The 26,447-nt window shown below is 50.6% G+C and carries 23 protein-coding genes; 15 read left to right on the top strand and 8 right to left on the bottom strand.

Translation table 11 applies throughout. The features are described from left to right. Positions 1-117: 117 nt before the first annotated feature. The 5 genes from L3J94_05635 to serB all read left to right on the top strand — a co-directional run bounded on the left by L3J94_05635 (position 118) and on the right by serB (position 6,463). The gene (locus tag L3J94_05635) at positions 118-1,122 is read left to right on the top strand and encodes a class 1 fructose-bisphosphatase (GenBank protein MCF6218231.1); all 1,005 of its coding nucleotides are present in this window, start codon (positions 118-120) and stop codon (positions 1,120-1,122) included. Between the two features lie 214 nt (positions 1,123-1,336). Beyond that, on the top strand, positions 1,337-4,165 hold the full coding sequence (locus tag L3J94_05630) for a class I adenylate cyclase (GenBank protein MCF6218230.1): 2,829 nt from the start codon (positions 1,337-1,339) through the stop codon (positions 4,163-4,165). 68 nt (positions 4,166-4,233) lie between these two features. Beyond that, positions 4,234-4,353 (top strand): lipoprotein, encoded by a 120-nt coding sequence (locus L3J94_05625; GenBank protein MCF6218229.1) that lies wholly within the window; start codon positions 4,234-4,236, stop codon positions 4,351-4,353. Positions 4,354-4,361: 8 nt separating this feature from the next. Further along, positions 4,362-5,618 (top strand): diaminopimelate decarboxylase, encoded by a 1,257-nt coding sequence (gene lysA / locus L3J94_05620; GenBank protein ID MCF6218228.1) that lies wholly within the window; start codon positions 4,362-4,364, stop codon positions 5,616-5,618. Positions 5,619-5,623: 5 nt separating this feature from the next. Beyond that, complete coding sequence (gene serB, locus L3J94_05615) at positions 5,624-6,463, top strand: phosphoserine phosphatase SerB (GenBank protein ID MCF6218227.1); 840 nt, start codon at positions 5,624-5,626, stop codon at positions 6,461-6,463. A 105-nt stretch (positions 6,464-6,568) separates the two neighbouring features. Here the strand turns inward: serB and L3J94_05610 are convergent, their stop codons facing one another. Beyond that, on the bottom strand, positions 6,569-7,813 hold the full coding sequence (locus L3J94_05610; protein ID MCF6218226.1) for an ammonium transporter: 1,245 nt from the start codon (positions 7,811-7,813) through the stop codon (positions 6,569-6,571). A gap of 18 nt (positions 7,814-7,831) precedes the next feature. After that, positions 7,832-8,170, bottom strand: a complete 339-nt coding sequence (gene glnK / locus L3J94_05605) for a P-II family nitrogen regulator (protein ID MCF6218225.1) — start codon at positions 8,168-8,170, stop codon at positions 7,832-7,834. A 257-nt stretch (positions 8,171-8,427) separates the two neighbouring features. On the opposite strand from glnK, the gene L3J94_05600 reads away from it, so the two are divergent. From L3J94_05600 to L3J94_05575, 6 genes are all read left to right on the top strand, one after another. Next, positions 8,428-8,679 (top strand): accessory factor UbiK family protein, encoded by a 252-nt coding sequence (locus tag L3J94_05600; GenBank protein ID MCF6218224.1) that lies wholly within the window; start codon positions 8,428-8,430, stop codon positions 8,677-8,679. Between the two features lie 48 nt (positions 8,680-8,727). Beyond that, positions 8,728-10,239, top strand: coding sequence for a YifB family Mg chelatase-like AAA ATPase (locus tag L3J94_05595; protein ID MCF6218223.1), 1,512 nt, complete (start codon positions 8,728-8,730; stop codon positions 10,237-10,239). A gap of 243 nt (positions 10,240-10,482) precedes the next feature. Then, positions 10,483-10,941 (top strand): cytochrome c, encoded by a 459-nt coding sequence (locus L3J94_05590; GenBank protein ID MCF6218222.1) that lies wholly within the window; start codon positions 10,483-10,485, stop codon positions 10,939-10,941. Positions 10,942-10,960: 19 nt separating this feature from the next. Continuing rightward, positions 10,961-11,353 carry a DUF302 domain-containing protein gene (locus L3J94_05585; protein MCF6218221.1) on the top strand — a complete coding sequence of 131 codons (393 nt, stop codon included), beginning with the start codon at positions 10,961-10,963 and terminating at the stop codon, positions 11,351-11,353. Positions 11,354-11,432: 79 nt separating this feature from the next. After that, complete coding sequence (gene ilvD / locus L3J94_05580) at positions 11,433-13,292, top strand: dihydroxy-acid dehydratase (GenBank protein ID MCF6218220.1); 1,860 nt, start codon at positions 11,433-11,435, stop codon at positions 13,290-13,292. Positions 13,293-13,444: 152 nt separating this feature from the next. Then, positions 13,445-14,035, top strand: coding sequence for a c-type cytochrome (locus L3J94_05575; GenBank protein ID MCF6218219.1), 591 nt, complete (start codon positions 13,445-13,447; stop codon positions 14,033-14,035). A gap of 127 nt (positions 14,036-14,162) precedes the next feature. Here the strand turns inward: L3J94_05575 and L3J94_05570 are convergent, their stop codons facing one another. From L3J94_05570 to L3J94_05545, 6 genes are all read right to left on the bottom strand, one after another. Further along, positions 14,163-15,707 (bottom strand): hypothetical protein, encoded by a 1,545-nt coding sequence (locus L3J94_05570; protein ID MCF6218218.1) that lies wholly within the window; start codon positions 15,705-15,707, stop codon positions 14,163-14,165. A gap of 352 nt (positions 15,708-16,059) precedes the next feature. Next, positions 16,060-16,983 (bottom strand): ornithine carbamoyltransferase, encoded by a 924-nt coding sequence (argF, locus tag L3J94_05565; protein MCF6218217.1) that lies wholly within the window; start codon positions 16,981-16,983, stop codon positions 16,060-16,062. A 21-nt stretch (positions 16,984-17,004) separates the two neighbouring features. Continuing rightward, complete coding sequence (locus L3J94_05560; protein ID MCF6218216.1) at positions 17,005-18,177, bottom strand: aspartate aminotransferase family protein; 1,173 nt, start codon at positions 18,175-18,177, stop codon at positions 17,005-17,007. A 414-nt stretch (positions 18,178-18,591) separates the two neighbouring features. After that, a complete protein-coding gene (locus tag L3J94_05555) occupies positions 18,592-19,086 on the bottom strand; it encodes an Rrf2 family transcriptional regulator (protein MCF6218215.1) in 495 nt (164 codons plus the stop codon). A gap of 344 nt (positions 19,087-19,430) precedes the next feature. After that, a complete protein-coding gene (locus L3J94_05550; protein ID MCF6218214.1) occupies positions 19,431-20,441 on the bottom strand; it encodes a M14 family metallopeptidase in 1,011 nt (336 codons plus the stop codon). 10 nt (positions 20,442-20,451) lie between these two features. Continuing rightward, positions 20,452-21,888, bottom strand: a complete 1,437-nt coding sequence (locus tag L3J94_05545) for a glutamate--cysteine ligase (GenBank protein MCF6218213.1) — start codon at positions 21,886-21,888, stop codon at positions 20,452-20,454. A 160-nt stretch (positions 21,889-22,048) separates the two neighbouring features. Between L3J94_05545 and glyQ the strand changes: the two genes are divergently transcribed. Genes glyQ through L3J94_05525 form a run of 4 tightly spaced genes read left to right on the top strand, consistent with a single transcriptional unit; the run spans position 22,049 to position 26,374 of the window. After that, a complete protein-coding gene (gene glyQ, locus L3J94_05540) occupies positions 22,049-22,984 on the top strand; it encodes a glycine--tRNA ligase subunit alpha (protein MCF6218212.1) in 936 nt (311 codons plus the stop codon). Beyond that, complete coding sequence (gene glyS, locus L3J94_05535; GenBank protein ID MCF6218211.1) at positions 22,984-25,086, top strand: glycine--tRNA ligase subunit beta; 2,103 nt, start codon at positions 22,984-22,986, stop codon at positions 25,084-25,086. The genes glyQ and glyS overlap by 1 nt, the downstream gene beginning before the upstream one ends. A gap of 7 nt (positions 25,087-25,093) precedes the next feature. After that, entirely contained in the window at positions 25,094-25,648 is a 555-nt protein-coding gene (gene gmhB / locus L3J94_05530) for a D-glycero-beta-D-manno-heptose 1,7-bisphosphate 7-phosphatase (GenBank protein MCF6218210.1), read from the top strand. Between the two features lie 6 nt (positions 25,649-25,654). Further along, positions 25,655-26,374 (top strand): 1-acyl-sn-glycerol-3-phosphate acyltransferase, encoded by a 720-nt coding sequence (locus L3J94_05525; GenBank protein ID MCF6218209.1) that lies wholly within the window; start codon positions 25,655-25,657, stop codon positions 26,372-26,374. Positions 26,375-26,447: the final 73 nt, after the last annotated feature.

Raw genomic sequence — 26,447 nt, 5'->3', positions numbered from 1 at the left:
TTAAGCACGAAGCCTTTAAAAATTAAACCTCCTGATATTTTCAAGATTTGCTTTGAGTCTGCTAGAATACCAGCACATTTTTTGAACGATTCCATCAATCTTTAAGGGATAGAACCTATGGCAAATGCTATTAGTCTGAAACAATACTTGGCTGACGAACTGCGTAAAGGCAACATTGACGCTGATCTGGTGGGCCTACTCGGTGACACCATGACCGCATGCAAACAGATCTCCTACGATCTGAGCCAAGGCGCATTGATGGGCATTCTGGGCATGGCCGGTTCTGAGAATGTTCAGGGTGAAGACCAGAAGAAGATGGATATTATCTCCAATGACGTGATGATTGAGGCCAACAATCGCTCAGGTTATGTCTCCGGCATGGCTTCTGAGGAAGAAGAGACCGCTTACACGCTTCCAGCTGATGCGCCCCGTGGCAAATACATGCTGTTGTTTGATCCGTTAGATGGCTCTTCAAACATCGATGTTAATATCTCGGTCGGTACGATTTTCTCTGTACTCAACTCTCCTGAAGGGGTTGAGAACCCGACAGATGAGGATTTCCTGCAAGCGGGAACCACTCAAGTCGCAGCAGGTGCCGTTGTTTATGGTCAATCCACACTGTTAGTTCTGACGCTGGGCAACGGCTCACACGGCTTCACTCTGGATCGCAATATCGGTGAGTTCGTCCTTACTCAACCCGACATTCAAATTCCGGCGGATACCCGTGAGTTTGCCATCAACGCCTCTAATCAGCGCTTTTGGGAAGCACCTGTACAGCGTTATGTTGATGAGTGCCTGCAGGGCGCTGAAGGCCCCCGTGGTGAGAACTTCAACATGCGCTGGGTCGCCTCAATGGTTGCCGAGGTTTATCGCATTCTGACCCGTGGCGGTGTCTTTTTGTATCCCATGGATGAGAAAATGCGCGCACAGGGCGGCAAACTGCGCCTGATGTATGAAGCCAACCCAATGGGCTTCATTGTTGAGCAAGCAGGTGGCGCATGCTCAACCGGTCGTGAGCGCATCATGGAGATCAAACCAACCGGTCTGCATATGCGTGTGCCGGTTATCCTGGGCTCCAAAAACGAAGTTGGGCGTATTATCTCATACCACGATGAGGCTTAAATAAGTTCTGAACAAGCCATGATTGTGCTGTATTAAGAGAGGGAGGTCCGCAGGGGCTTCCCTTTTTTATTGCCATATTCCCGTTCTCAAGCCCAAATCCCTTTGCCCATCGATGTCAGCTGCTCAGAGATTCTGAGTTAAGTTATCCAGGATCTGCCGAATATCTTCTGGTAATGTAGACCCCTCAACCCGACAACCAAAAGCCGCCCCGCCCATGGATGTGAAAGCAATACTGAAACGGTTCCTTCACCTAAATCAGGCACGCTTAATGCGCGCTCGGGATGCACTGCGCCCGGTGCAGCAAGATGTTATTGATGTTTTACCTCTGCTTTTCCATGTTAACCACCCGAGTCTGCCCGGCTATATCTCTGATGAAACACCGAGCGGCATCTCCAACTACCGCAAAGAGGGGCAGGCTATTCAGGCGGGGCGGCATCTGTTTAAGCAGTTTGATTACCATCGCAGCATCTACAGCAGCTATGACATTCAGTCGCTCTTTTTAATCGGCAGCAGTGGCACCATTGCTCAGTCTAACAAGAGTGACTTTGATGTCTGGCTCTGTCACACCCCCAATTTAAGTAAGCAGCAGCTTTCTGAGCTGCGAGAAAAGAGCATTGAGATAGAGAGGTGGGCCGATGGTTACAACATAGAGGTCCATTTTTTCCTGATGGATGCCCAGCGCTTTAAGCGTGGCGAAGTGCTGGACCTGAGTGCTGAGAGCAGTGGTACCGCGCAACATGATCTGTTGCTCGATGAGTTCTACCGAACGGCACTCTGGCTGGCGGGAAACTACCCCATCTGGTGGTTAATACCACCCGATCAAGAGCATCATTACGATCAATATGCGAATAATCTGTTTCAAAAACGCTTTGTTGAGTCGAGCGAATTTATCGACTTTGGCGGCTTGGGCAATATGCCGGCATCGGAATTTTTTGGCGCGGCGGTCTGGCAAATATATAAAGGGGTCGATTCGCCCTATAAGTCATTGTTAAAAATATTGTTGATGGAGATATACGCCAGCGAATACCCCCGCATTAACTTTCTCAGTCTGATGTTCAAGCGAGAAATCTACGAAGAGTATGATGATGACTTTGATCTCAATGAAGTGGACCCTTACATCATGCTGGCGAACAAGCTGATCAACTACCTCCGCACCCAGGGCGACCAGCAGCGGCTTGAGTTGGTACACCGCTGCCTCTACTTCAAAATTGATATGCCACTCTCTAGAATGCGCTACCATTCCGGCGCTAACTGGCAGCAAGACCTGCTCATGCAGATGATCCATAGCTGGGGCTGGGAGATGGAAGATCTGCGAGAAAATGACAATCGAAATACCTGGAAAATAGATACCATAAGCCGCGAGAAGAAGATTCTGGTGAGTGAACTTAATCAGAGCTACTTTAAGCTTTCGGAGTTTGCCCGCGCCAACAAAGGCCTCATGATCAGCAAGCAGGATCTGCACATTCTTGGGCGTAAACTTTTCGCGGCCTTTGAGCGTAAAACGGGCAAGCTTGAGATTTTAGTGAAAGGGTTTACCGCTAACCTGCATGAGCCACTCATCGGCTTGTCGCAGCAAAACTCAGCGGGCAGTCGAAGCTCCTGGTTTATGTTTCGTGGCAATGGCTTACATACCGATGACAGTGATAACCCGCCACTTAAGCGAGCCACATCTGCTCTGGAGCTAATCAGCTGGGGTTATTTTAACAAGCTGATTAACCGCTGCACCTCTTTTGCGATTAAAGGAGAAGAGAACACACTCACTGACCGTGAAATCAGCTCAATTATCGACACCCTTGAACAGCACTTTCCGGAAGGTGACCTACCCTGTGCTGATATTAATGACTTTTCTGCCAAGTCCAAGCTACTCAAAGTGCTGCTATTTGTTAATGTAGGTATCAGCAACCCCATAAAAATCGGCCACCTGGGCCACTTGATTACCGACCGAGATGATGCTTTCAGCTATAGCAATCTGGGTGAAAACCTGGTGCAGTCCGTCAGCGCTATCTTTATCACCTCTTGGGAAGAGGCGCTGCTATTTCACTACAAGGGTGATCAGGGCCTTCTCGACTGCATCAGCCAATATCTCCAGTGGTCGCCACTCGAAGAGCATACGGCTCCACCCGCACCTGATATTTACTGCTTCTCCTCAAGCTACCACTCAAAAATAACCCAGCGTATGCAGCACCTATTTCAGGAGGCAAGAGGGGCATTTCATGGCCTACACAACAGCCAGCAACATCTGCGCTATCTCTTCCCCCTGCGCAAAGGGTATGCGATGCTCGCTGAAGAGGATGGCGTGATCAGACACCCTGTTTTTAACGGTGACTCGCAACTGCTCAAAGCACTCGCCCAACCACGATCTCACTACAGCACTCTGATCTTTGATACCCAAGCGCAGCAGCCGCTACTGAAACTTATCTACAATAACGCTCGACCCAATCGCATTCAGTTCTATTTCTACCCTAAAGGGGGCGCGCTGGAGATCTTCGTAATCGATGAGCGAGGCTCGCTGTTCTTCCATACACTGCCACTGTTTGAGCCTAAGCTGATACTTCAGCACTATCACTCCTTCCTAAGTGCCATTATAAAACGCCAAACAGCCATGTTGAACCACACCATGGAGGCGTTGGGTAATCTATTTTGTTATCAGATCCTGGAGCCTAAAAAAGGCCCGTTAACACTTGAACACCGCCAGATACACTTCTCACTACCGAACCCGTACTACAATGTGCAGGTGATTGGTGATAGTGCTGAAGAGAGCGAACAGATCACTGTCTACTGCAACGACCGGGAGTTCTCCTCATTTGAATATGGCCAGCATGTCTTCGAGGTGGTGGCTAAGCACATTCTTTCGCAACGCAAGAGTGGTGCGAACTATCCCATCTATATCACCGATATTGACCTGCCTGAGCGTGTTCTAGGGGTTGAGGCGGGTGGCACGATTCAGACTATTCACTATCTCAACTATAAAAAACGAATAGAAGCTCAACTTAATGAGGTGCAGCTGAACCCACATAAAAACGACGCGCCGCACAGCGGTTGAGCACAATGGCACAATACCGTTTATAATGGCCGATGAGTGAGCAAGGCTGATAAACCCCGGAGCCGCCAATGAAAAAATCGTTAAAACAGCTGGTAGTGGTAATACTCATACTCCATATCACCGGCTGCGGCTTAAAGGGCAGCCTAGAGCTCCCCGAACAACAACAGCAAACAATGCAACCTGCATAGAGATCACCATGAACCATTTTGAATACCGTAGCGAACAACTGTTTGCCGAAGATGTACCCCTACGTGAAATTGCCCAACAACTCGGCACGCCCGCTTACGTCTATTCACGAGCCACCTTGGAGCGTCACTGGCACGCCTTTGATCAGGCGTTGGGTGAGTGGCCTCACCTCATCTGCTACGCAGTCAAAGCAAACTCTAATCTGGCTGTTCTTAATCTACTGGCTCGCTTGGGATCAGGGTTTGATATCGTCTCCGTGGGCGAGCTTGAGCGCGTGTTGGCTGCAGGTGGCGATGCAAAAAAAGTCCTCTTTTCAGGTGTAGGGAAAAAAGCCGCAGAGATGCAGCGTGCTCTAGAAGTCGGTATTCGCTGTTTCAATGTGGAGTCAGTTGCCGAATTAGAGCTGCTCAACCAAGTGGCTGCCCGCTGTAATACCACGGCACCGGTTTCGCTCCGGGTGAACCCGGATGTCGATGCGGACACTCACCCCTACATCTCCACGGGCTTGAAAGAGAACAAATTCGGCATTGATATTCAGCAAGCTGCAGAGATCTATCAACAAGCCGCCGCTATGGATAACATCACCATTCAGGGTGTCGATTGTCATATTGGCTCTCAACTCACCAGTGTCACCCCTTTCATTGACGCACTTGAGCGTGTACTAGCGCTTATCGCACAGCTTAAAGCGCAAGGCATTGAACTCAAACACCTTGATTTAGGTGGCGGCCTTGGCATCCAATATAACAACGAAACACCTCCAGAACCCCGAGAATATGCGGTCGCACTCAAGCAAAAGCTGCAACAGCACGGCTTACAAATCGAGTTAATTCTTGAGCCGGGCCGGGCCATTGCGGGCAATGCCGGTATTATGCTGACCCAGGTGCAGTACCTTAAACATACCGCGCATAAAAATTTCGCAATCGTTGATGCGGCCATGAATGATCTGATTCGCCCGGCACTCTATCAAGCGTGGCAGGCCATTGAACCCGTTAACCGCAGCCAGAAATCGGAGCCACAACAGTACGACATCGTCGGCCCCATTTGCGAGACCGGCGACTTCATTGGCAAGGAGCGCACCTTGGCCCTGCAAGCAGGCGACCTGCTGGCGGTGCGCTCATCCGGAGCATATGGATTCACTATGAGCTCTAACTACAATAGCCGTCCACGTCCTGTTGAAGTGATGGTGGATGGCGATAATTTCCATGTTATTCGCAAGCGTGAAAGCATCCCAGAACTGTTTGCCAATGAATCCCTACTTCCGGAATAACCGCTATGTACACAACCATCATTCACGCCAGCCAGCTCAATCAAGCGGCACGCCTCAATATAGAAGAACGCTTCGTCGCCACACTTGAGGCACGCAGCGGCTACCACCGCATCCGCCATCCACAGCCGGTAAACCGCCAAAATATCCAGTTATTAAGCGATCAACTGCGCATCGATATCAACACCTTGCCCGTCGATTTTAACCCGGCCACAACAAAGCTACTGGTCAGCGATATGGACTCAACGCTGATTAGCATTGAGTGTATCGACGAGATTGCAGACCACCTCGGCATTAAGCCGCAAATAGCCGCGATTACCGAATCCGCCATGTGTGGGGAAATTGACTTCACCACCTCGCTTCTCCAGCGCGTGGCACTGCTCAAAGGTGTCAGTGCAGCAGCACTGGAGCTGGTTTACAACGAGCGACTACAACTTAACCCAGGCGCTGAACAGCTGATCTCCGGGCTGAAAAAAGAACGTATTAAATTTTGCCTCGTTTCAGGTGGTTTTACCTTCTTCACCCATCGCCTGCAAAAACACCTCAAACTCGACTACGCCCACGCCAACCAGCTTGAAATTAAAGAGAATAAACTGACCGGCAAACTGCTCGGCAATATTGTGGATGGAAAGGCCAAAGCGGACCGACTGCTCTCACACTGCAAGCAGCTCGGCATCTCACCCAGCCAAGTGATCTCGGTCGGTGATGGGGCTAACGACCTGCTGATGATGCAGCAGGCTGGCCTAAGCATTGCCTACCATGCTAAACCGGCGGTGCAGGCTAAAGCCTCCACCGCTATCAACTATGGCGGCTTAGATGCCATATTGCACTTCCTTAAAGAGTCATAAAAGCCGCCCACTTTTCAAGGGTGAAAGGCTTTATCTCAAATAATTTTAGGCATAAAAAAAAGGGGCGCATAAAGCGCCCCTCAAGTAGAACCACCGAATGGTGGACTATTTGTTAGTAAACTCCGGGTAGGCTTCCATGCCACACTCGGCAAGGTCGACACCTTCGTACTCTTCTTCTTCAGTGACACGGATACCCATCACCGCCTTGATAATGCCCCATACCACCAGTGAAGCGATAAATACCCAAGCGAAGATCACCGCAGCACCAATCAGCTGTGTTACCAGGCTTGCATCCGGGTTGGTAAAGGAGACTGCGATAAGACCCCAGATACCCACAACACCGTGAACAGAGATGGCACCCACCGGGTCATCGATTTTAACTTTATCCATACCGAGAATAGAGAAAACAACCAGCACACCACCGATAGCACCCACTAGGGTTGATGCGAGTGGCGAACCGGTAAGCGGCTCGGCGGTAATGGCAACCAGACCCGCTAATGCGCCATTCAGTGCCATGGTCAAATCTGCCTTGCCAAACAACAAGCGAGAGGTGACCAGAGCAGCGATAACACCACCGGCTGCAGCCATGTTGGTATTAACAAATACCTGCGCAACCGCATTGGCTTCGCCAACATCAGAGATCTTAAGTTCTGAGCCACCGTTAAAGCCGAACCAGCCCATCCAGAGAATGAATGTACCGAGTGTAGCCAATGGCATGTTACAGCCTGGAATAGCGTTTACAGAGCCATCCTTACCATACTTCCCTTTGCGAGCACCCAACAGCAGCACACCTGCAAGTGCCGCAGCGGCTCCCGCCATGTGAACCACACCTGAGCCAGCAAAATCTAGGAAGCCCATTCCGTCCAGGAAGCCACCGCCCCATTTCCAGTAGCCTTGTACCGGATAGATAAAGCCTGTCATAACAACAGCGAAGGCCAGGAAAGCCCACAACTTCATGCGCTCGGCAACCGCGCCCGAAACGATAGACATTGCGGTAGCAACAAAGACGACCTGAAAGAAGAAGTCAGACATGCCTGAGTAGTATGGCGCATCATCACCACCGGCAATGACATCGGCAACACTGTTATCACCGCCAATCAGAAAGCTGATGCCGGGGATGATGGAGCTGTCTGAACCACCATACATTATGTTATAGCCCACCAGCATGTACATGATGCAGGCGATAGCATAAAGTGTGATGTTCTTGGTTAATATTTCAGCGGTATTTTTGGCGCGAACCATACCCGCTTCCAGCATCGCAAAGCCTGCGGCCATCCACATGACCAGTACACCGGAAATCAAAAAATAAAATGTATCCAGTGCATAACTTAACTGCAGTAAATCTTCCACGTTGTGCCCCCCAAGAAATTAAAGTGCTTCAGAACCGGCTTCACCGGTGCGAATACGAATGACCTGCTCCAGCGGAACAACAAACAGCTTTCCATCGCCGATTTTTCCGGTTTGTGCTGCCTTGGTGATGGCATCAATGACGGACTCAACCATCTCATCATCAACCGCAACATCAATTTTTACCTTGGGTAGAAAATCAACCACATACTCTGCGCCACGGTAGAGTTCGGTGTGGCCTTTCTGACGTCCAAAGCCTTTCACTTCTGTGACCGTAATTCCCTGAATGTTGATGTCAGAGAGCGCCTCACGCACATCATCCAGCTTAAAGGGTTTAATAATTGCTGATACCAGTTTCATTTGGATCTCCTAGCGAATACAAAATTTTATGAGCCTGCCCATTATAGGTTTATAGCAGTCGGTGTGCCAATTGTTATTATTGCTTTATATACAACAGGTTACAAGACAAGGCCGCAATCACCAGGTGATAAGCGGCCCTTTCACGGTGCACCATGGGGGGTGGCTGACTTGAAATGGTGCGCCTATTCAGTACTGGCAGAGAGAGGGGAAAGTTGCGTACACTAGCGGTTCAGTTAACGCAGCAGGATCGAGTTTACATGATAGATCATAAGGTGATGGATGAGTTGGCAAGTAAAATTTCAGGCCTGGTTCCGCCCGGTGTAAAAGGGATTCAGGAGGATATTGAGAAGAGTGTTCAAGGGGTTCTTCAATCCGCTTTTTCCCGCATGGAGCTGGTAACCCGTGAAGAGTTTGATGTGCAGAGTGAAGTTTTGTCCCGTACCCGCAGCAAGTTGGAGTTGTTGGAGAAGCAGGTTGCAGCGCTTGAAAAAACAGTACTGAATAAATAATCAGCCCGCGTTTCTATCTGATAAGCCGGGCTTTTGGGAGGGATTCCTTTGTCACTTGCAGTTGTTTATAGCCGCGCACAGGTGGGTGTGGATGCCCCCTTGGTGACCGTGGAGGCTCATCTCTCTAACGGCCTGCCGAGCCTCTCCATTGTGGGGCTGCCAGAGGCGGCCGTAAAAGAGAGCAAAGACCGTGTACGCGGAGCGCTACTAAATAGTCAATACGACTTTCCCGCACGACGCATCACCATTAATCTTGCCCCGGCTGATCTGCCCAAAGAGGGTGCTCGCTTTGACCTCTCCATCGCCATCGGCATTCTCGCCTCATCTGAGCAGATTCCCGCTCAACAACTGGATCAATATGAATTTATAGGTGAACTGGCGCTCTCGGGCATCATACGCCCAGTCACCGGCTTGCTGGCAGCGGCAATTGCAGCGCGAGATGCTAGCCGCACATTAGTGGTACCCAAAGAGAACCAAGCCGAGGCACTACTGGTCAGCGGCTGCCGAGTCTTAGTAGCGGAACACCTGCTGACCTTATGTGCACATCTATCAGGGGCAAAGCCCCTGCCGATTGCTGAGGGGTCGGGGTTGATGGCAGAGCCGGTTGAGTCACTGCATGATCTGGCTGAGGTGCGCGGGCAATCACATGCCAAGCGAGCACTAGAGATTGCCGCCGCAGGTGGGCACAGTTTATTGATGGTAGGGCCCCCCGGAACGGGTAAGACAATGCTGGCTTCTCGACTGCCCGGCATACTGCCGCTATTGACCGAGCAAGAAGCGTTGGAGAGTGCCGCGATAAACTCACTGCGCAGCGCACATCTGGAGACAAAAAAGTGGGGACAACGCCCTTTCCGGTCACCCCACCACACCGCCTCAGCCGTCGCATTAGTGGGGGGCGGTAGTAATCCCCAGCCGGGGGAAATATCGTTGGCGCACCACGGTGTGCTATTTTTGGATGAGCTGCCTGAATTTGACCGCAAGGTACTGGAAGTGTTGCGAGAACCACTGGAGTCTGGGTGCATCACCATCTCCCGAGCGGCTCGTCAGGCGGAATACCCTGCCCGCTTTCAGTTGATCACCGCAATGAACCCCTGCCCTTGCGGATATCACGGCCACTATAATGGCCGTTGCCGCTGCACCGGTGAACAGGTTCAACGCTACCGCAGCAAAATATCGGGACCACTGCTGGATCGTCTGGATATTCATATCGAAGTCCCGGCGTTACCGCCATCACAACTACAAGGCACCCAGAGTAGTGCCGTATCAGAGAGCAGCGTAGAGGTAAGAGAGCGCGTCGTTACCGCACGCCTGCGTATGCAGTTGCGTGGCGTGGTTAACAGCCGCATGAACAACAAGGTGATTGAAAAGTACTGCCTCCTAAGTGAAGCAGACCAAGCGCTACTGATTCGAGCGATTGATCGACTGGGGCTCTCTGCTCGGGCCTACTACCGCATCCTTAAGGTGGCCCGTACCATTGCTGATCTGGCGCTGTGTGAAGAGATTCAAACAGCTCACTTGAGTGAGGCGATCTCCTATCGACGGTTGGACCGCGCACTGTAGGGGGAGATATTTTTTTGTGGTCGATGAGTTATTGCCAGCGTAGAATGGTAAGGATTAATTCGGATAGGGCATGGCATGGGGGTGCCAGCAGTCACTGATTCGTAACTATTCAACAGATAATTATAAGGACAAGTGGGGTGCTTACAGAGATCTCAACATACGCCGGAGAAGCATCAAAAAGTTCATTTAGACGCGGAGATTATGAATTATTCGGGTTGGGTAACAGTTATGAGGTGAGATGAGATGCGAGTTGTTTTTTTAGTGGTCATAGGCACGCTATTGCTGGCCTGTGATAGTGTTGACCACACTAACCACACGACAGAGGTTCAAGCAGAAGCCCCCCCCAGAAACTTGAACCCCGAGCTTCTGGAGACCGGAAAGATGGTTTACGAGAAGCATTGCAAACGCTGCCATGGTGTTGATGCCGTTGGCTCTAAAAACTGGCAGGTACAGGGGCCGGATGGTAAATATCCTGCACCACCCTTAAATGGCACCGGTCATACTTGGCACCATCCCAAAGCTGTTTTGATCAATGTGATCAAAAATGGTAGCCCCGGAGGCATGGGAAACATGCCCGCAATGGGCAACAAAATCAGTGATGATGAAATAGAAGCACTGATTATCTGGTTTCAGTCGCTCTGGAGTGAACGGGCGTACCAGATATGGTATCAATATGAGCACGCTTACAATAAAGATACTTAACCGCTTTGGAGAGATGATTATGTACGGTTTTCATGCAACAAATGTTTCTGGGCAGTTTGATGAAGTGGTTGATAATGTCACCAAGGCACTGGCCGTTGAGGGTTTCGGCATTATCACCGAGATTGATTTTCAGGCCACAATGAAAAAGAAGCTTGATCATGACCGCCTTCCCTACCGTATTTTGGGAGCCTGTAATCCAACATTAGCCAAGATGGCGATTGAGGCAGATGCTGACATTGGCCTGCTACTGCCCTGCAATGTAGTGGTACGAACCGAAGAAGATGGTTCGATTACCGTCGCCTTTATGGATCCGGCAGCGGTATTGGGCTTAGTGGAGAAGCCCGGCGTTGAAGCGCTGGCTGCCGAAGTTCGGGGGAAACTGATTAAAGTACGCGATGCGATTATCGGCTAAGCCCGACAGCCTCCACAGCACCTCTGCGGTTAATGACAAGCGGGTGTATATTTTAAAAGATTTAAATAGAGGATTTTTCATGCCTGACTATCGTTCTAAAACATCCACCCACGGTCGCAATATGGCAGGAGCCCGTTCGTTGTGGCGTGCCACTGGCATGAAAGATGACGATTTTGGCAAGCCGATTATTGCGGTGGCCAACTCCTTTACCCAGTTTGTACCTGGCCATGTACACCTCAAGGATATGGGGCAGCTGGTGGCCCGTGAAATTGAGAAAGCAGGCGGAGTGGCAAAGGAGTTTAATACCATTGCCATCGATGACGGTATCGCCATGGGCCACAGTGGCATGCTCTATTCCCTCCCTTCTCGCGACTTGATCGCTGACTCGGTTGAGTATATGTGTAACGCCCATTGTGCCGATGCACTGGTCTGTATCTCTAACTGTGACAAAATCACCCCGGGTATGTTGATGGCAGCGATGCGCCTGAATATCCCGGCAATTTTTGTCTCCGGTGGGCCGATGGAGGCCGGTAAAGCGACGATTAAAGGCAAAGTTGTGGCGCTGGACTTGGTGGATGCCATGGTCTCTGCCGCTGACCCCAACGAGACAGATGAAGATGTCGCTATTATGGAGCGCTCAGCCTGTCCGACCTGTGGCTCTTGCTCCGGTATGTTTACGGCTAACTCGATGAACTGCCTTACGGAAGCGCTGGGATTATCCTTGCCCGGTAACGGCTCACTGCTGGCAACCCATGCCGATCGTAAAGAGCTTTTTTTGCGTGCAGGGCGTGAAATTGTCAGCATGGCGAAGAGCTACTATGAACAGGATGACCACTCAGTGCTACCCCGCGAAGTGGCCAGCTTTAAAGCGTTTGAGAATGCCATGAGTCTGGATATTGCCATGGGTGGATCAACCAATACCATTCTGCATCTACTCGCGGCCACCCAAGAGGCGGGTATTGACTTTACCGTGGCGGATATTGACCGCCTGTCACGCAAAGTACCGCAGTTTTGCAAGGTGGCTCCCAGCACCCAGGAGTACCATATGGAAGATGTGCACCGCGCAGGTGGTGTGTTTGGCATTCTAGGTGAGATTGACCGTGCGGGATTGCTGCATACTGACATTCCCACCGTGCACAGCGCCACATTGGCTGAGGCGCTGCAAAAGTGGGATGTCATGCGCAGTGATGATGAAACTATAAAGACGTTCTATCGCGCCGCCCCCGGTGGTGTGCCAACCCAGCAGGCTTTTAGTCAGTCTGAGCGCTTTGACAGCCTAGATGATGATCGTCAGTCGGGTTGTATTCGTGATCAGGCCCACGCTTTCAGCCAAGAGGGTGGCTTGGCAATATTGTTTGGCAACATTGCGGAGGAGGGGTGCATTGTCAAAACCGCCGGTGTGGATGAGAGCATTCATGTTTTTTCCGGCCCCGCTCGTATTTTTGAGAGCCAGGATGCCGCCGTCGAAGCAATTCTTGATGACCGTATCAATGAAGGCGATGTGTTGATTATTCGTTATGAAGGGCCGAAGGGTGGCCCCGGTATGCAGGAGATGCTTTACCCTACCTCATATCTAAAATCAAAAGGGCTGGGCAAGGCGTGCGCTCTGTTGACGGATGGTCGATTTTCTGGGGGCACCTCAGGCCTCTCAATAGGCCACGCCTCGCCCGAAGCGGCTGAGGGTGGTGCCATCGGGTTAGTGGAAGAGGGTGATTGTATTAAAATTGATATTCCCAATCGATCGATTCATCTGGAACTGAGTGATGATGAGTTGACCCATCGCCGCACCGCAATGGATGCGCAAGGTGATAAAGCCTGGATGCCGGTTGATCGAAATCGTCAGGTCAGTGTGGCGCTGCAAGCATATGCAGCAATGACCACAAGTGCTTCTCGGGGTGCGGTGCGTGACCTTTCTCAGCTGGAAAAGAGCCACAAATAAAAGGTCAGTTTTGAACCTGAGTGATCCGCACTGCTTGATCACTTTTGACCCGTTTATATTTGTTGGGTATATTGGGTTCACTTCGTGGCTCGTACAAGGGGCGGGCTGAGTTTACAGAATAAATCAAAAAAATATTACTGAGGGTGGAGAGAATGAACAAGCGTCATCTATTAGGCTTAATGGGGGCAGCTCTATTATCGTTATCGACAGTGGCAGGTGCAGCGGGCAATGCGGAAAATGGTGCGGAACTGGCTGCCGGTTGCTTTGGTTGTCACGGTGAAGATGGTCACAGTGTAGTGCCCAGCTTCCCCAAGCTGGCTGGACTGCAAGCTGATTATACTGCCAAACAAATTTTCGACTTTCAAAACGGTAAGCGAACGGACGAGACAATGGTTGGCATGTCTTACATGGTTGCCAGCAAGCAGGATGCGCTGGATATTGGTGCCTACTTTGAAGCACAAAGCGCTATGAAAGGTGAAGCAACGGGTAGTAAAATCACTCAGAAAGGCGCTAAAATATATGCCGATCTTGCCTGTGCAAGCTGTCATGGTAAAGGCGGCGAAGGCAAAGGTAACCTGTTCCCCCGTATTGGCGGGCAGCACCTTGATTATTTGGCTAAAACACTACAGGATTTTCGTTCTGGAGAGCGCACTTCAGACCGCACCGGCATGATGGCGCCGATCGCTAAAAAATTGACGGATGAGCAGATCGAAGCGCTGGCTGATTATATCACTGGCTTGTAATCTCGCTAGTCGAAAAGATGTGCTGTTGCCGCTTCCATTTTTGGGCGCAGCATAAAAAAGGACACACCTGATTTTTGCAGGTGTGTCCTTTTTGTTATGTAGAGGTGGTCGTCTGTGTGGCCAGACGTTACGCAACAACCCGGTAGCTGAACTGTTGAAAATCTGGCCCTGGCTTCAATGCCTTGAGTAGCTCAATTTTTACCTGGGAGTGGGCAGTCATACACTCTATCGTGTCACCCTCCTGATACTCTGCGGGCAATATCAGTGTTGCCAGTGGATTATCAAAACTCCCACGGGGTAAAAGTAAACCACCACTGTTTTCCTCGCCTTTGGGGCGTGTAATAATCAGGGGCGCAGCATCCTTGGCGAGCAGCGAAACGCCGAGTATAGAATCAGTGTTATCATCATAAATCTGCTTCCAACACGCCTTGCCAACACTCCACGGCTTCTCTTTATCATCGGCATTCCGAATCAATAGCAGACTCCCCTTTGCCAGCTTGTCAGTGTGCTGTTGTGGGCAGCTTAAACCATAGCCACCGATGCCCACATCGATCTGGTTTATCTCTTTTAGTATGCGTTTTTGAGGCTCAACCTCCGCCTCTAGCCAGCGGTTAGCCAGGTGCAGAGACCAGGTAGAGCTGTGGTTGGTTGAAAGCTGAACCTCATCATCAATCAGCAGTTGATGGCAGTTCTTCAAACCAACGGCAACGCTCATCTCCTGAAAATTCCTGCGGCGCTCGTAACTGCGGGGTGGCATTATTGTCCAACCATTACGCAACCGATCCAGCAGCACCTGCTTAAGTTTTGTATGTTCGGAATTTTTATCTCCCTGGTCACTCTTTTCCGCCTGCAGTATGTCTTTGTCGAGGATTGAGTCAATGTTGATTTTCAATAGATCCTCTGTCTCTTCAGGCTGTTGTTCTAGCGGGAGGTATTCGGGTGGACGGTCTGATTTAAGGCAAATAACCCACTCGCCACCGGAGTGCCACTTATCATCACATGGTTCAACACGACACTGATGAGCCCACTCACTGAGGATATGATAGCTGGTGAGAATCTCATTCTGCTTAAGGCGAAATGGGTTGATAGCGGCAAAAAGCAGTACCGCAATAAACGCCTCTTCGACCGTTTGCACCGCACCGGTTTTATCATAAAGAGGCATGCTGGCAAGCTTTAACTCCAGTGCCTGGCGATAGAGCAGCTTTATTTTATCCCAGATATCATTGCTAATAGGTTCGTAGTTAAGATAGTGCTCCATTAAATAGCGTGATTCAAGCCGCAACATGTGGCAAAAACTTTGTGAAAGCAGCTCTTGATAGAGACCAGGATCACCGCTGGACATGAGTTCTTTGATGATAATGTCGTAACCGTTAATACTCTCTTGAATGAGATGTCGAGTGAGCTTCACAGAGATGCTATTGCGCGCTTTTTTGGCATCGCCCTCTGAGGTGTTGAGTAGCGCATTGCTCTGCTTGTAGAGCTTTATCATCAGCTGATAGCGATAAGGCGTGGAGAGTGCCACGTTGTTGAGGTAACGCAGGCTTTTTATCATACTCTGTTTTATCTGCTGCGTTTTCATCGAGTCAACATCATCTAGCCATGATAGATGCTCTTCAACTTGTTTTTTGTCGATGGTCACTTTTTGAACGGTATCACTCTTAACTGCGCACATGAAGACTCCGTATTTTAACTGGTAACACTTGTTTTTATGGTAGGGAGTGCACTTCTAGAGGTGCTCCCTGCTAGGCTAACGGCATACCAATGACATTTGTAAAGTAATTTTAACATTTTGCTTGCGGGATATTATTTTAATTGAGGCACAAAGAGCCTCTGCCGCGACTGGAGTGAATCCACACTGGGGTGATGATGGCGTGTTAGACACCCTGACGGGTTGCTTCAAGGGTGTTAATGACCTTAAGAGGGTGAGCACCCCATGGTATTTTACGCTAGGAGGCTATCGGGCTGAGGTGATCGTAGCGAGGGAAAGCCATTTGCCCTAACCCCCGACAGCCTCCTAGCTAAACCTAACCGGGCTTGTTCAGAGCCTCTTTAAGCAGAAACTCCATTAATGCCTTTTGCGCATGAAGGCGGTTTTCTGCTTCATTCCAAACAGCGCTTTGCGGGCCATCAATCACCCCAGCACTCACCTCTTCGCCTCGATGGGCGGGCAGGCAGTGCATGAAGAGCGCATCGGCTTTTGCTGCGCGCATTAATGACTCATTGACCTGGAAATCAGCAAAGCTGGCTTCACGCGCCTTCTGCTCCTCCTCTTGACCCATGCTTGCCCACACATCGGTTACAATTAGGTCGCTGTCATGTGCGGCTACCAGTGGATCGTTGCTTAAACTAACCCGATCACCGGCAGTGGCGACCAGGGCACTATCCGGCTCATAACCTACAGGAGTCGCAATCTTCAGTTTAAAGTTAAATTGGCGTGCGGCATTGATGTAGGAGTGACACATATTGTTGCCATCACCAATCCAGGTGACGGTGCGCCCTTTGATCGAGCCACGCTGCTCAACGTAGGCCTGAATATCAGCCAGCAGCTGGCAAGGGTGATACATGTCGGTTAGCCCGTTGATAACAGGGACTTGGGAGTAGGCCGCAAAAAGCTCGATTTTCTCATGCTCAAAGGTTCGGATCATGATGATATCAACCATGCTCGACAAAACCCGCGAAGAGTCCTCTATCGGTTCACCGCGGCCCAGTTGAGTGTCGCGGGGAGATAAGAAGATGGCATGACCACCAAATTGAGCGGTGCCCGCCTCAAATGAGACACGGGTACGAGTGGATGATTTTTCAAAAATCATCCCCAGCACTCTGTTTTTCATTGGTTCGTGGATTTCACCACGGCGCTGCATCGCTTTTAACTCAATGGCGCGAGAAATTAAGCCGTTGAGTTCATCAGAGCTGAAGTCCATCAGGGTTAGAAAATGACGAGGTGCCATCGATGCTTCCTTGGGTCGGTTTTAACGTAGAAAGCTCTTCACCAGCGTACTAACGTCGGTGATGAGTTGTTCTATTTCACTGTCGCTTAATAACAACACGGGTAATAAACGTATGACGTTGCCAGCGGTTACATTAATCAAAAGCTTCTGCGCCAGTGCCTGCTTGACCAACGCTGCACAGGGCCGGCCCAACTGAATACCGATCATCATGCCGTGGTGGCGAATATCGATAATACCCGCCACTGCACCCAGCTCGGCTTGAAGCCCATCAACAATCCGCTGGCTACCTTGCTCGGCGCGTTGCTTGGCATCGCTTTTTGTCATCACATCAATAACCGCCAATGCGGCCTGGCAAACAAGCGGGTTACCGCCAAAAGTGGAGGCGTGATTGCCAGCCCCCATCACACCCGTTGCTTTGCCATGGGTAAGGCAAGCACCAATCGGCACGCCATTACCTAGCGCTTTAGCCAGCGTCATAACATCAGGGGTAATATCGCTGTGCTGGAATGCAAACCACTCTCCCGTTCGACACATGCCAGTTTGCACCTCATCCAACATCATCAACCAATTATGCCGGTCACAAATTGTTCGTAGCTTACCAAGAAAATCACTACTGGGGATATTAACGCCCCCCTCTCCCTGCACCGGCTCAAAGAGTACCGCGACTATATTGGGATTATTGTTGGCAACCGCCTCAATAGCAGCAATATCGTCATAAGGAACCCGCACAAAGCCTTCCAGCAAAGGGGCAAACCCATCCTGTACTTTGGGGTTTCCGGTTGCGGATAGCGTCGCCATGGTGCGGCCATGAAAACTACCATCGGCAACAATAATGGTGGGGTTGTCGATCCCATTATTATGGCCAAAAAGACGGGCAATTTTAATCGCTGCTTCATTAGCCTCGGCACCCGAGTTGCCAAAAAACACCTGCTGCATACCCGCAAGACGGGTTAAATTATCCGCCAGCTGTTGTTGGGCAGGAATGCTGTAGAGGTTTGAAGTATGTAGCAGGCGGCTCGCCTGGTCGCTAATCGCTTTGGCAACCTGCGGATGGGCATGACCTATGCTGCACACCGCGATGCCACTGATCGCATCAAAGTATCTATCGCCTTCACTATCCCAGAGCCACGGCCCTTCTCCCCGCTCAAAGCTAACCGGTAGCCGTGCATAGGTTGGCATTATTGAATCATGCAAAGGTCTCTCCCCAAGGACACACCAAGAGCGGGACAAGCTGTGCCCTTCCGTATCCCCTAAAATGACAAAAGGCAGCGCTAAAAGCTGCCTATCCGTTAATCCACCATTTTATATCGGATATAACAATAATGTAAATCCCTAACCACCACCCTAACGCTTAAATAGCCGCACGCATGCTACACAAACTGCCGATTCCACAATAAAAAATAATAATCACCGCACCGACAGGCACAACTCATATCTGTTCATTTCGTGGCACTGTGGCAGCCCCTGGATTCGCATCACTGAGTGACGGACGATAGCGGAGTAGTTCCTGTGGAATCAATAGATAAGTAAGAGAGGATAAGTTACTGAACAGCCAAGCACCCCTTCCGATGAATGGGGTGCGCTAAAGACCACCCTTTTAAGCGGTATTTAGTGGGAGCTAAGACGTTTAGTTTGATTTAAAGTGCTGGACTGATCTGTTACGCCCACCAGTGGTTTTTCAGTGGATTGCTCGGCGCGTGCTGCCTCTTCGGCGTAGCCTGATTGGTCTAGAAGATCCTGAATGGTAATGCTATCCAGATAACGTGCGACTTTTCGGCTAAGCTCATCCCAGAGTAGATGACTGAGATCGGTAACACTTTTATTACCATTGTTAAGCGCACCAGCATCATCATCTACGGCTTCCAGCACTTGTGCAATGGTGATCTCATTCGCAGGCCGTGCGAGGCGGTAACCTCCACCTGGGCCACGAGTACCCTGAACAAGATCATGCTTGCGTAGTCGCGCAAAGAGTTGCTCCATGTATGACATGGAAATTTCCTGGCTAACCGATATGTTATTGAGTGTTGTTGGACCAAAAGGTGCTTTTAGTACCAAATCCATAATCGCAGTAACTGCGTATCGTCCTTTTTTAGACAGCTTCATGACTTCCCCCATGTTCCTATATATATCTTACCCTAGCCTGAATATTTCATAAATTCCGCACAATTTCGCTTGTTCATTGACTCCACAGGAGCTATTTCCGCTATCGTCCGTAATTCAGTAATACGGTGTGCTTACTCGGTAATTTACCTGTAAGGCCAATACTCTTTGTGCAACTCCACGAAATATCCAGGTTAGCCTAGTAAGTGGTATGGTGTTTCTGTTTATGCGTATATATTATTTTTATTCATTATATCTATCACAATAAGGTATATCCATACAAACCCATATTGAGAGTAGTAACGACAATAGTCACTGTTTTGAGATGCGCGTCACAAGTTTTGTTGTTATTTCAACCGTGACAGACGCTCCATCAGATAACAGAGACAATCTTGCCGTATAACTTCTCTATCCATGGTCAACATTGAAGGCATCACTCTCCGGTTGGTGTGAATCTCTCCATTTTGCAGGGTGAAAAACTGCTCTGTCACCTCCTCTCCCTGTTCATTGATCACATCTAAGTGCTGTAGTGTGTCACTGTGGGCGATGCGAGTACCTGCGGGTAACTCTTGAAAATTAAGGTACTCAAGATCATTGCTGAATCTCAGGTCACTCTCATGGCATTGGAAGCCAAATGTGGTTTTTAGGGGAATACGCACTTGGGCGACCGTATGAAAAAGGTCGATGTCATTTTTGGCTACCGGGTGCTGCGGGTGCTCTGCAAGATGTAAGCAGGCATCAATATACTCAAAGGCGTGCTCGATGCCGTGGCGATCACCCACTTTTCCGCACTCCAAGGTGATTGAGGGGCAGAGTGTCGAAAATGCGAGGGATTGCACCCCCTTTGGACGTGTAAAGTAGACGCAAGTTCGGCTGAACATCGCCGCCAGGTGCATAAAGGGTGCATCCAGCCGGTTAATGCAGCCGTAGTGGGGGTTAAGCCCCGTGTTGTTGTGTATATCGATACTGGCGAAGGGGGTACGACTCTCCATCTCGTTATACACCGTCTGCACAGCCGCTTGCTCTGGAGTGACAATATCGAGCTCTTCGCAACCCGGCCATACGCGGTTATAATCTGGCTGGCCGTCGAGGTGGCGCAGATTATGTTTGGCTGCTTCTACATTACCGATAAAGAGTGAGAGTGCCCGTGGCAGCGCTCTGTGCTGATACTTTTTAAGTAGCTGTTGCAAGGCGTAAAAGCTGGCGTGCTCGTTACCATGCAGCAGCACCGAGATAAAGAGCGGCTGCTCGCGGCGACCTGCTAGGTGAATCAGCGTCGGGCCACCGAGTAGCTCATAAAGCTCGTCATGGCGGCAGCTAAGAAGTCCTGCCGGAATTTGCTCAATAACATTCAACATGGTTGGCTCGCTATAGTGTCCATTGGTGGACAGGTATGTTGCTCTGTTGTCGCTCGGCATAGCGGGCAGTAAGTTGCACCATGTCCCGTTGATACTTCTGCCTAAATTGTCGCTGCCAAGCGGCACCATTTTGTTTGTTGAGAGTGCGTTGCTCAATGATGCCCAGCAACCGTTGTTGATCTTTTTCATCAATACCCAGCCGTGCTAACCCCTGATAAGCAAGTGGTAGCAGCTGCTGCAAAATAAGTGTTTGCACCGGATGCAGCTTGCCATCTAACCACAAAACCTCAGCATCCAGCCCGTGTTGAGCAGCTTGGTAAAAATTCTTCTTTGCCGCTGCAAAAGGGAGCTGTTTTTCTGGCGCATCAAGTTGATCGGCCAGCGCTCTGACCAATCCAAAATAGAAAGCTGCATTAGCGATCATATCCACAATAGTCGGGCCAGCAGGGAGCGGGCGATGTTCAATACGCAAGTGGACACTCCCCTGTTTATCAACACCGACCAGGGGCCGGTTCCAACGCCAAATAGTACCGTTATGCAGGGCGAGGTGCTCTAACCGCTGTTTTGATGGTGAGAGTGCAAGGGGAAGTAGCACCTCATAATTATCCAGATTATGCTGAAAAGTCTCCACTAATGAGTCCGCAAGGTATCCATGGCCAAACGTCACCCGGCGCATGGCCTGGTGAGGCGAGTTGGGGTGAGCAACCACATCAACAGCCTGCTCAAAGAGTGGTATCCGTGACTCATCCCACAGTTGATGGTTGAACAGAAAGGGGGAGTTGGCTGCGATAGCGACCAACGGTGCGGAGACCATTTTACTGGCATTATAGTGGCGAACCGCCAATGCGGGTGACGTTTGAAGGTGTATCTGAAAAGAGGTGGCTGCGGACTCCAACATCAGGTCGTTATGTGTGTGTTTCAGGTGCTGGTGGCCCTGGATGTCCAGCTTCAACGGCTCGCCCTTGCGTAGTCGTAATACCTGCTCACACAACGCCCGATAACGTTTCATCTCGCTCATATTTTTGTTTGAGAGATGTTGCGGCGTGACGGTGGGTAAAATACCAATTGCCAGCAGGTTTCCACCGTTTATCTGTCGTGCAATTTGCTGCCCTTTTTGCCAATGCCGTTGCAACGCTCTCTCCGCTTTGCAGAGGGCGTTACCGGTAAGTGGCCATGGCTTAGTGTTCAATTCAACATTGAACTTGGCCAGCTCCAGAGTAACCAGTGGGCTATTGAACTGCTCGACAAATCGTTGGTTGAGGGGGGCGGGTTGTTGCGCTTGATCCAGCAACCACCCCTCAAGCTCAAAACCCATGACAAAGCCATTGTCTGCGAGTTGCCGGTTTTGCTGTAGAGAGTGCAAAAGAGCCGTCTCATCTCGCAGCGCCTTGTTAAAGCGTTGAAAGTCGCACCGCTTAAAATGTGCCTGCTCAATCTCTTGTCCCATATGGCTCTCAAATACCCTGAATTTAGCGGCTTCTTTAAAAGGTTAGCGGGTTTTTAATAAAAATCGATGGCTTGGCGGCTTAACTCCCTTATCAAGGCCATGCCGCTCAGGCTATACTAGGCCACTATTTTTGACAGAATCAACCATAAGGGTAGTGATTGTGAGTGCGGACACCGGTGAAGCGTGCAAACCAAGGCATGATGTAAAGACTTTCCAAGGGCTGATTTTTGCCCTACAGGAGTATTGGGCCGCCCAAGGGTGTGCCATTTTACAGCCCCTGGATATGGAAGTGGGAGCGGGCACCTTCCACCCCGCCACTTTTTTACGCTCTATTGGCCCCGAACCGTGGGCAGCAGCCTACGTTCAGCCCTCTCGCCGCCCAACGGATGGCCGCTACGGCGAAAACCCCAACCGCCTACAACACTACTACCAGTTTCAGGTGGTTATTAAACCCTCGCCGTTGAATATTCAGGAGCTCTACCTGGCCTCGTTACGGCTCTGCGGAATCGACCCTTTAGAACATGATATTCGTTTTGTTGAAGACAACTGGGAGTCACCCACGCTGGGGGCTTGGGGATTAGGCTGGGAGGTGTGGTTGAATGGCATGGAGGTGACTCAGTTCACCTATTTCCAGCAGGTGGGTGGCCTCGAATGCACACCCATTACCGGCGAAATCACCTATGGACTGGAACGTATCGCGATGTACCTGCAAGGGGTTGAGAGTGTTTATGATCTGGTTTGGACAAACGGCCCCCAGGGTGTGATCAGTTATGGTGATGTTTTCCATCAAAATGAAGTGGAAAACTCCGCCTATAACTTTGAACATGCCGATGTTGAGTGGCTATTTTCTCAATTTGATCGTTGTGAAAAAGAGAGTAAAAAGCTCATTGAACTGGGTTTACCACTACCCGCATATGAGATGGTTTTGAAAGCATCACACACCTTCAATTTACTGGATGCCCGTCACGCCATCTCGGTTACTGAGCGCGCCCGCTTTATTGGCCGAGTGAGAACACTCTCCCGGGCGGTGGCTAAAAGCTACTACGAACGACGTGAAGCCCTGGGCTTTCCCATGTGCCAGCAGGAGTCGAAATAATGAGTGAAAAACGTAGCCTGCTAATTGAAATTGGCACCGAAGAGTTACCACCCAAATCGTTAAAACGGTTATCGGATGCACTGGGGGCCGGTGTTGTTGAAGGGATGCGTGATGCCAACCTCCATTTTGGTGAGGTCACACTGTATGCCACACCCCGTCGCCTGGCGATGCTTGTAAAAAACGTGGATCTTCAGCAGCCCGACAAACAGACCGAGCGCCGTGGCCCGGCAGTAAAAGCGGCCTTTGATGCCGATGGCAACCCAACCAAAGCGGTACAAGGCTTTGCGCGTGGCTGTGGGGTAGAAGTGGCTCAGCTTGAACAGATAGAGACAGCCAAAGGAGATTGGCTGGTATATCGCAGCGAACAGAAGGGGGAAGCCACCGCAAAGTTGATTCCAGCGATTGTTCAGTCATCGCTTGATAAACTGCCTATTCCCAAACGTATGCGCTGGGGGAGTCTCAATACCGAATTTGTGCGCCCCGCGCACTGGGTTGTGATGCTGCTAGGAAGTGACGTGCTGGCGGCTGAAATATTGGGCATTAAAGCGGGCCGAGAGAGCCGTGGCCACCGTTTTCATCATCCAGCTACTCTATCCATTAGTGAGCCGGAAGCGTATGCGCCGCTGCTGGAGAGCGAAGGCTATGTCGTGGCCGACTTCGCAGTACGTCGCGAGGCGGTGCGTGCGCAAATTCTTTCCGCCGCTGCCAAATTAAACGGTAGTGCCGTAATCGATGAAGAACTGCTGGATGAAGTGACCTCAATGGTTGAGTGGCCCAGAGCTGTAGCCGGTGACTTTGATGCCCGCTTCCTGGAAGTACCTGCCGAAGCGCTGATCACCACCATGAAGAGTAACCAAAAATATTTTCACCTCGTGGATGAACAGGGCAAATTGATGCCGCACTTCATCACCATCAGCAACATTGCCAGTAACAACCCGAATGCCGTAAAAGAGGGCAATGAGCGTGTGATTCGCCCACGCTTGGCAGATGCTGACTTTTTCTGGAAGCAGGATCGCAAGCACACACTGCAAAGCCATCTCCAGAGCTTAGAGAGTGTGGTTTTTCAGAACAAGCTAGGCACGCTCTATGACAAATCCCGACGTATCGAAAATTTAGCCCGTGAGCTTGCCGCTGATATTGGCTGTGACTCCGAGCAGGCAGCGCGTGCGGCGCTGCTATCCAAGTGTGACTTAATGACCAATATGGTAGGCGAGTTCCCTGACCTACAAGGCGTTATGGGGCGCTATTACGCGACCCATGATGGCGAGAGCAACGAAGTGGCTTGCGCCCTGGATGAACAGTACCGACCACGCTTTGCCGGTGACCAGCTACCAGAGGGTGGCGTAGGACAAGCGGTGGCCATTGCCGATAAGCTCGACACCCTGGTCGGCATTTTTGCCATAGGCGAAGTACCCACCGGCGATAAAGATCCATTTGCACTGCGGCGCGCAGCGCTGGGTGTACTGCGCATATTGATTGAAAAAGAGCGGGATATCGACTTAATGGCGACATTGAGAAAAGCCTGCGCCACCTTCCATGCACAACAGGGCACCCATGATCTATTTGCCACCACAGACACAAGTGAAAAGGTAGCGACTGCCGTATTTGACTTTATGATGGAGCGCCTGCGAGGCTATTTTCATGATAAGGGGTATCAGATCGATGAGTTTGAAGCGGTCTCAGGCGTACGCCCGACCCGCCCCCATGATTTTGCACAACGCATAGAAGCGGTACGCCTGTTTCGCACCCTGCCAGAAGCGACGAGCCTGGCCGCTGCCAATAAACGCATACACAATATCCTGAAAAAAGTAGCCGGCACACTGCCCGAAAAACTGGATGCTGCGCTACTGGTTGAAACGCAAGAACAGGCGCTAGCGGATGCAGTTGACGAGTTGAGTGATGAGGTTCATAAACTCTTTGATAACCGAGACTATCCCGCCGCACTGAGCCGGTTAGCCCGCTTGCGTGAGCCGGTGGATAACTTCTTCGACCATGTCATGGTGATGGCAGAAGATGAAGCGTTGCGAAACAACCGCTTAGCGCTATTAAACCGCCTGCAAACACTGTTTTTACGGGTCGCCGACCTCTCTCGCTTGCAGTAACTGAGTGATGAGCATGAAACAGAAATGGGTTATTTTGGATCGTGACGGTGTCATTAATCAGGACTCTGATAATTACATCAAATCACTGGATGAGTTTATCTTCATCCCCAACAGCCTGGCAGCCATTGCACGACTCTGCCAGGCGGGTTATCAGGTTGTAGTCGCCACCAACCAATCGGGTATCGCCCGCGGCTATTATGACATAGCCACACTAAATACCATGCACGCCACGCTGCACCGTGAACTGGAAAAACGAGGCGGTAAAATCAAAGACATCGCCTACTGCCCTCACCTCCCCAATGACAACTGCGCTTGTCGCAAGCCCAAACCGGGCCTCTACCAAACATTGGCACAGCGCCACCACTTTGCACTGGCAGGGGTACCGGTGATTGGCGACTCACTGCGAGACCTACAGGCCGCCCAGCAAGTAACCGCCCGCCCCCTACTGGTGCGTACCGGCAAGGGGCTGCGCACCATCGCACAAGGAGAGGGTCTTGAAGGCATTCCCATCTATGATGACCTGGCTGCCGCCGTCGATGCACTGCTAGCTGAGGAGAAGTAGTTGATCATGTTTTTACGTTCATTGATGTTCACCCTAGGCTCACTGCTTGCGTTAGTGGTTATCTCCCTTGTGGGTCTCTTACTGTTTCCACTGCCCTTCAAAATACGCTACGCCTGGATTACCCGCTGGGCCTGGTTCAACCTACACTGGCTACGCATCACCTGCGGCATTAACTACGTGATTGAAGGGTGGGAAAATGTGCCAGAAAAGCCCTGCATCGTCTTCAGCAAACACCAATCCACCTTTGAAACCTACGCACTGCAAGTGATCCTCCCCCCCCAGGCATGGGTATTAAAACGAGAGCTGCTATGGGTACCGATATTTGGCTGGGGGCTAGCCCTCTGCCGCCCGATTGCGATTGACCGTGGCGCAGGTCGCAAAGCAGTAAAGCAAATTATTGAGCAGGGTACTGAGCGGTTACAACAGGGGCAATGGGTACTAATTTTCCCTGAAGGAACCCGAGTCGCACCAGGTGAAAAGAAAAAATATGGAATGGGTGGTGCCATCCTAGCGAATAAAAGTGGCTACCCAGTACTCCCCGTGGCACACAACGCCGGGGAGTTCTGGCGCAAAAAGCAGTTTGTAAAAACCCCCGGCACCGTCCGCCTGGTGTTTGGCCCACTGATTGATAGCAAGGGAAAGGAGGCGCAAGAGATCAATGAAGAGGCTAAAGCGTGGATGGAAGCCAAAGCAACAGAGATCTTAAACAGCCCCCAACCTAAATAGAGACCACTGATCACCCTACTATTTGTTAACAAACTTCCAAAGCATAGCCTAGGCTTAAAGTGAGGCGCTAAAC

The organism is Gammaproteobacteria bacterium (genome assembly GCA_021647245.1).
Classification (GTDB): domain Bacteria; phylum Pseudomonadota; class Gammaproteobacteria; order RBG-16-57-12; family RBG-16-57-12; genus JAFLJP01.
Note: the sequence above shows the minus strand (reverse complement) of the source record. Positions and strands in the feature narration are given on the sequence as shown.

Coding starts and splice junctions, on each gene's coding strand:
- L3J94_05635 (MCF6218231.1), top strand. CDS start 118: ATGGCAAATGCTATTAGTCTGAAACAATACTTGGCTGACGAACTGCGT.
- L3J94_05630 (MCF6218230.1), top strand. CDS start 1,337: ATGGATGTGAAAGCAATACTGAAACGGTTCCTTCACCTAAATCAGGCA.
- L3J94_05625 (MCF6218229.1), top strand. CDS start 4,234: ATGAAAAAATCGTTAAAACAGCTGGTAGTGGTAATACTCATACTCCAT.
- lysA (MCF6218228.1), top strand. CDS start 4,362: ATGAACCATTTTGAATACCGTAGCGAACAACTGTTTGCCGAAGATGTA.
- serB (MCF6218227.1), top strand. CDS start 5,624: ATGTACACAACCATCATTCACGCCAGCCAGCTCAATCAAGCGGCACGC.
- glnK (MCF6218225.1), bottom strand. CDS start 8,170: ATGAAACTGGTATCAGCAATTATTAAACCCTTTAAGCTGGATGATGTG.
- L3J94_05600 (MCF6218224.1), top strand. CDS start 8,428: ATGATAGATCATAAGGTGATGGATGAGTTGGCAAGTAAAATTTCAGGC.
- L3J94_05590 (MCF6218222.1), top strand. CDS start 10,483: ATGCGAGTTGTTTTTTTAGTGGTCATAGGCACGCTATTGCTGGCCTGT.
- L3J94_05585 (MCF6218221.1), top strand. CDS start 10,961: ATGTACGGTTTTCATGCAACAAATGTTTCTGGGCAGTTTGATGAAGTG.
- ilvD (MCF6218220.1), top strand. CDS start 11,433: ATGCCTGACTATCGTTCTAAAACATCCACCCACGGTCGCAATATGGCA.
- L3J94_05575 (MCF6218219.1), top strand. CDS start 13,445: ATGAACAAGCGTCATCTATTAGGCTTAATGGGGGCAGCTCTATTATCG.
- L3J94_05570 (MCF6218218.1), bottom strand. CDS start 15,707: ATGTGCGCAGTTAAGAGTGATACCGTTCAAAAAGTGACCATCGACAAA.
- argF (MCF6218217.1), bottom strand. CDS start 16,983: ATGGCACCTCGTCATTTTCTAACCCTGATGGACTTCAGCTCTGATGAA.
- L3J94_05555 (MCF6218215.1), bottom strand. CDS start 19,086: ATGAAGCTGTCTAAAAAAGGACGATACGCAGTTACTGCGATTATGGAT.
- L3J94_05550 (MCF6218214.1), bottom strand. CDS start 20,441: ATGTTGAATGTTATTGAGCAAATTCCGGCAGGACTTCTTAGCTGCCGC.
- L3J94_05545 (MCF6218213.1), bottom strand. CDS start 21,888: ATGGGACAAGAGATTGAGCAGGCACATTTTAAGCGGTGCGACTTTCAA.
- glyS (MCF6218211.1), top strand. CDS start 22,984: ATGAGTGAAAAACGTAGCCTGCTAATTGAAATTGGCACCGAAGAGTTA.
- gmhB (MCF6218210.1), top strand. CDS start 25,094: ATGAGCATGAAACAGAAATGGGTTATTTTGGATCGTGACGGTGTCATT.
- L3J94_05525 (MCF6218209.1), top strand. CDS start 25,655: ATGTTTTTACGTTCATTGATGTTCACCCTAGGCTCACTGCTTGCGTTA.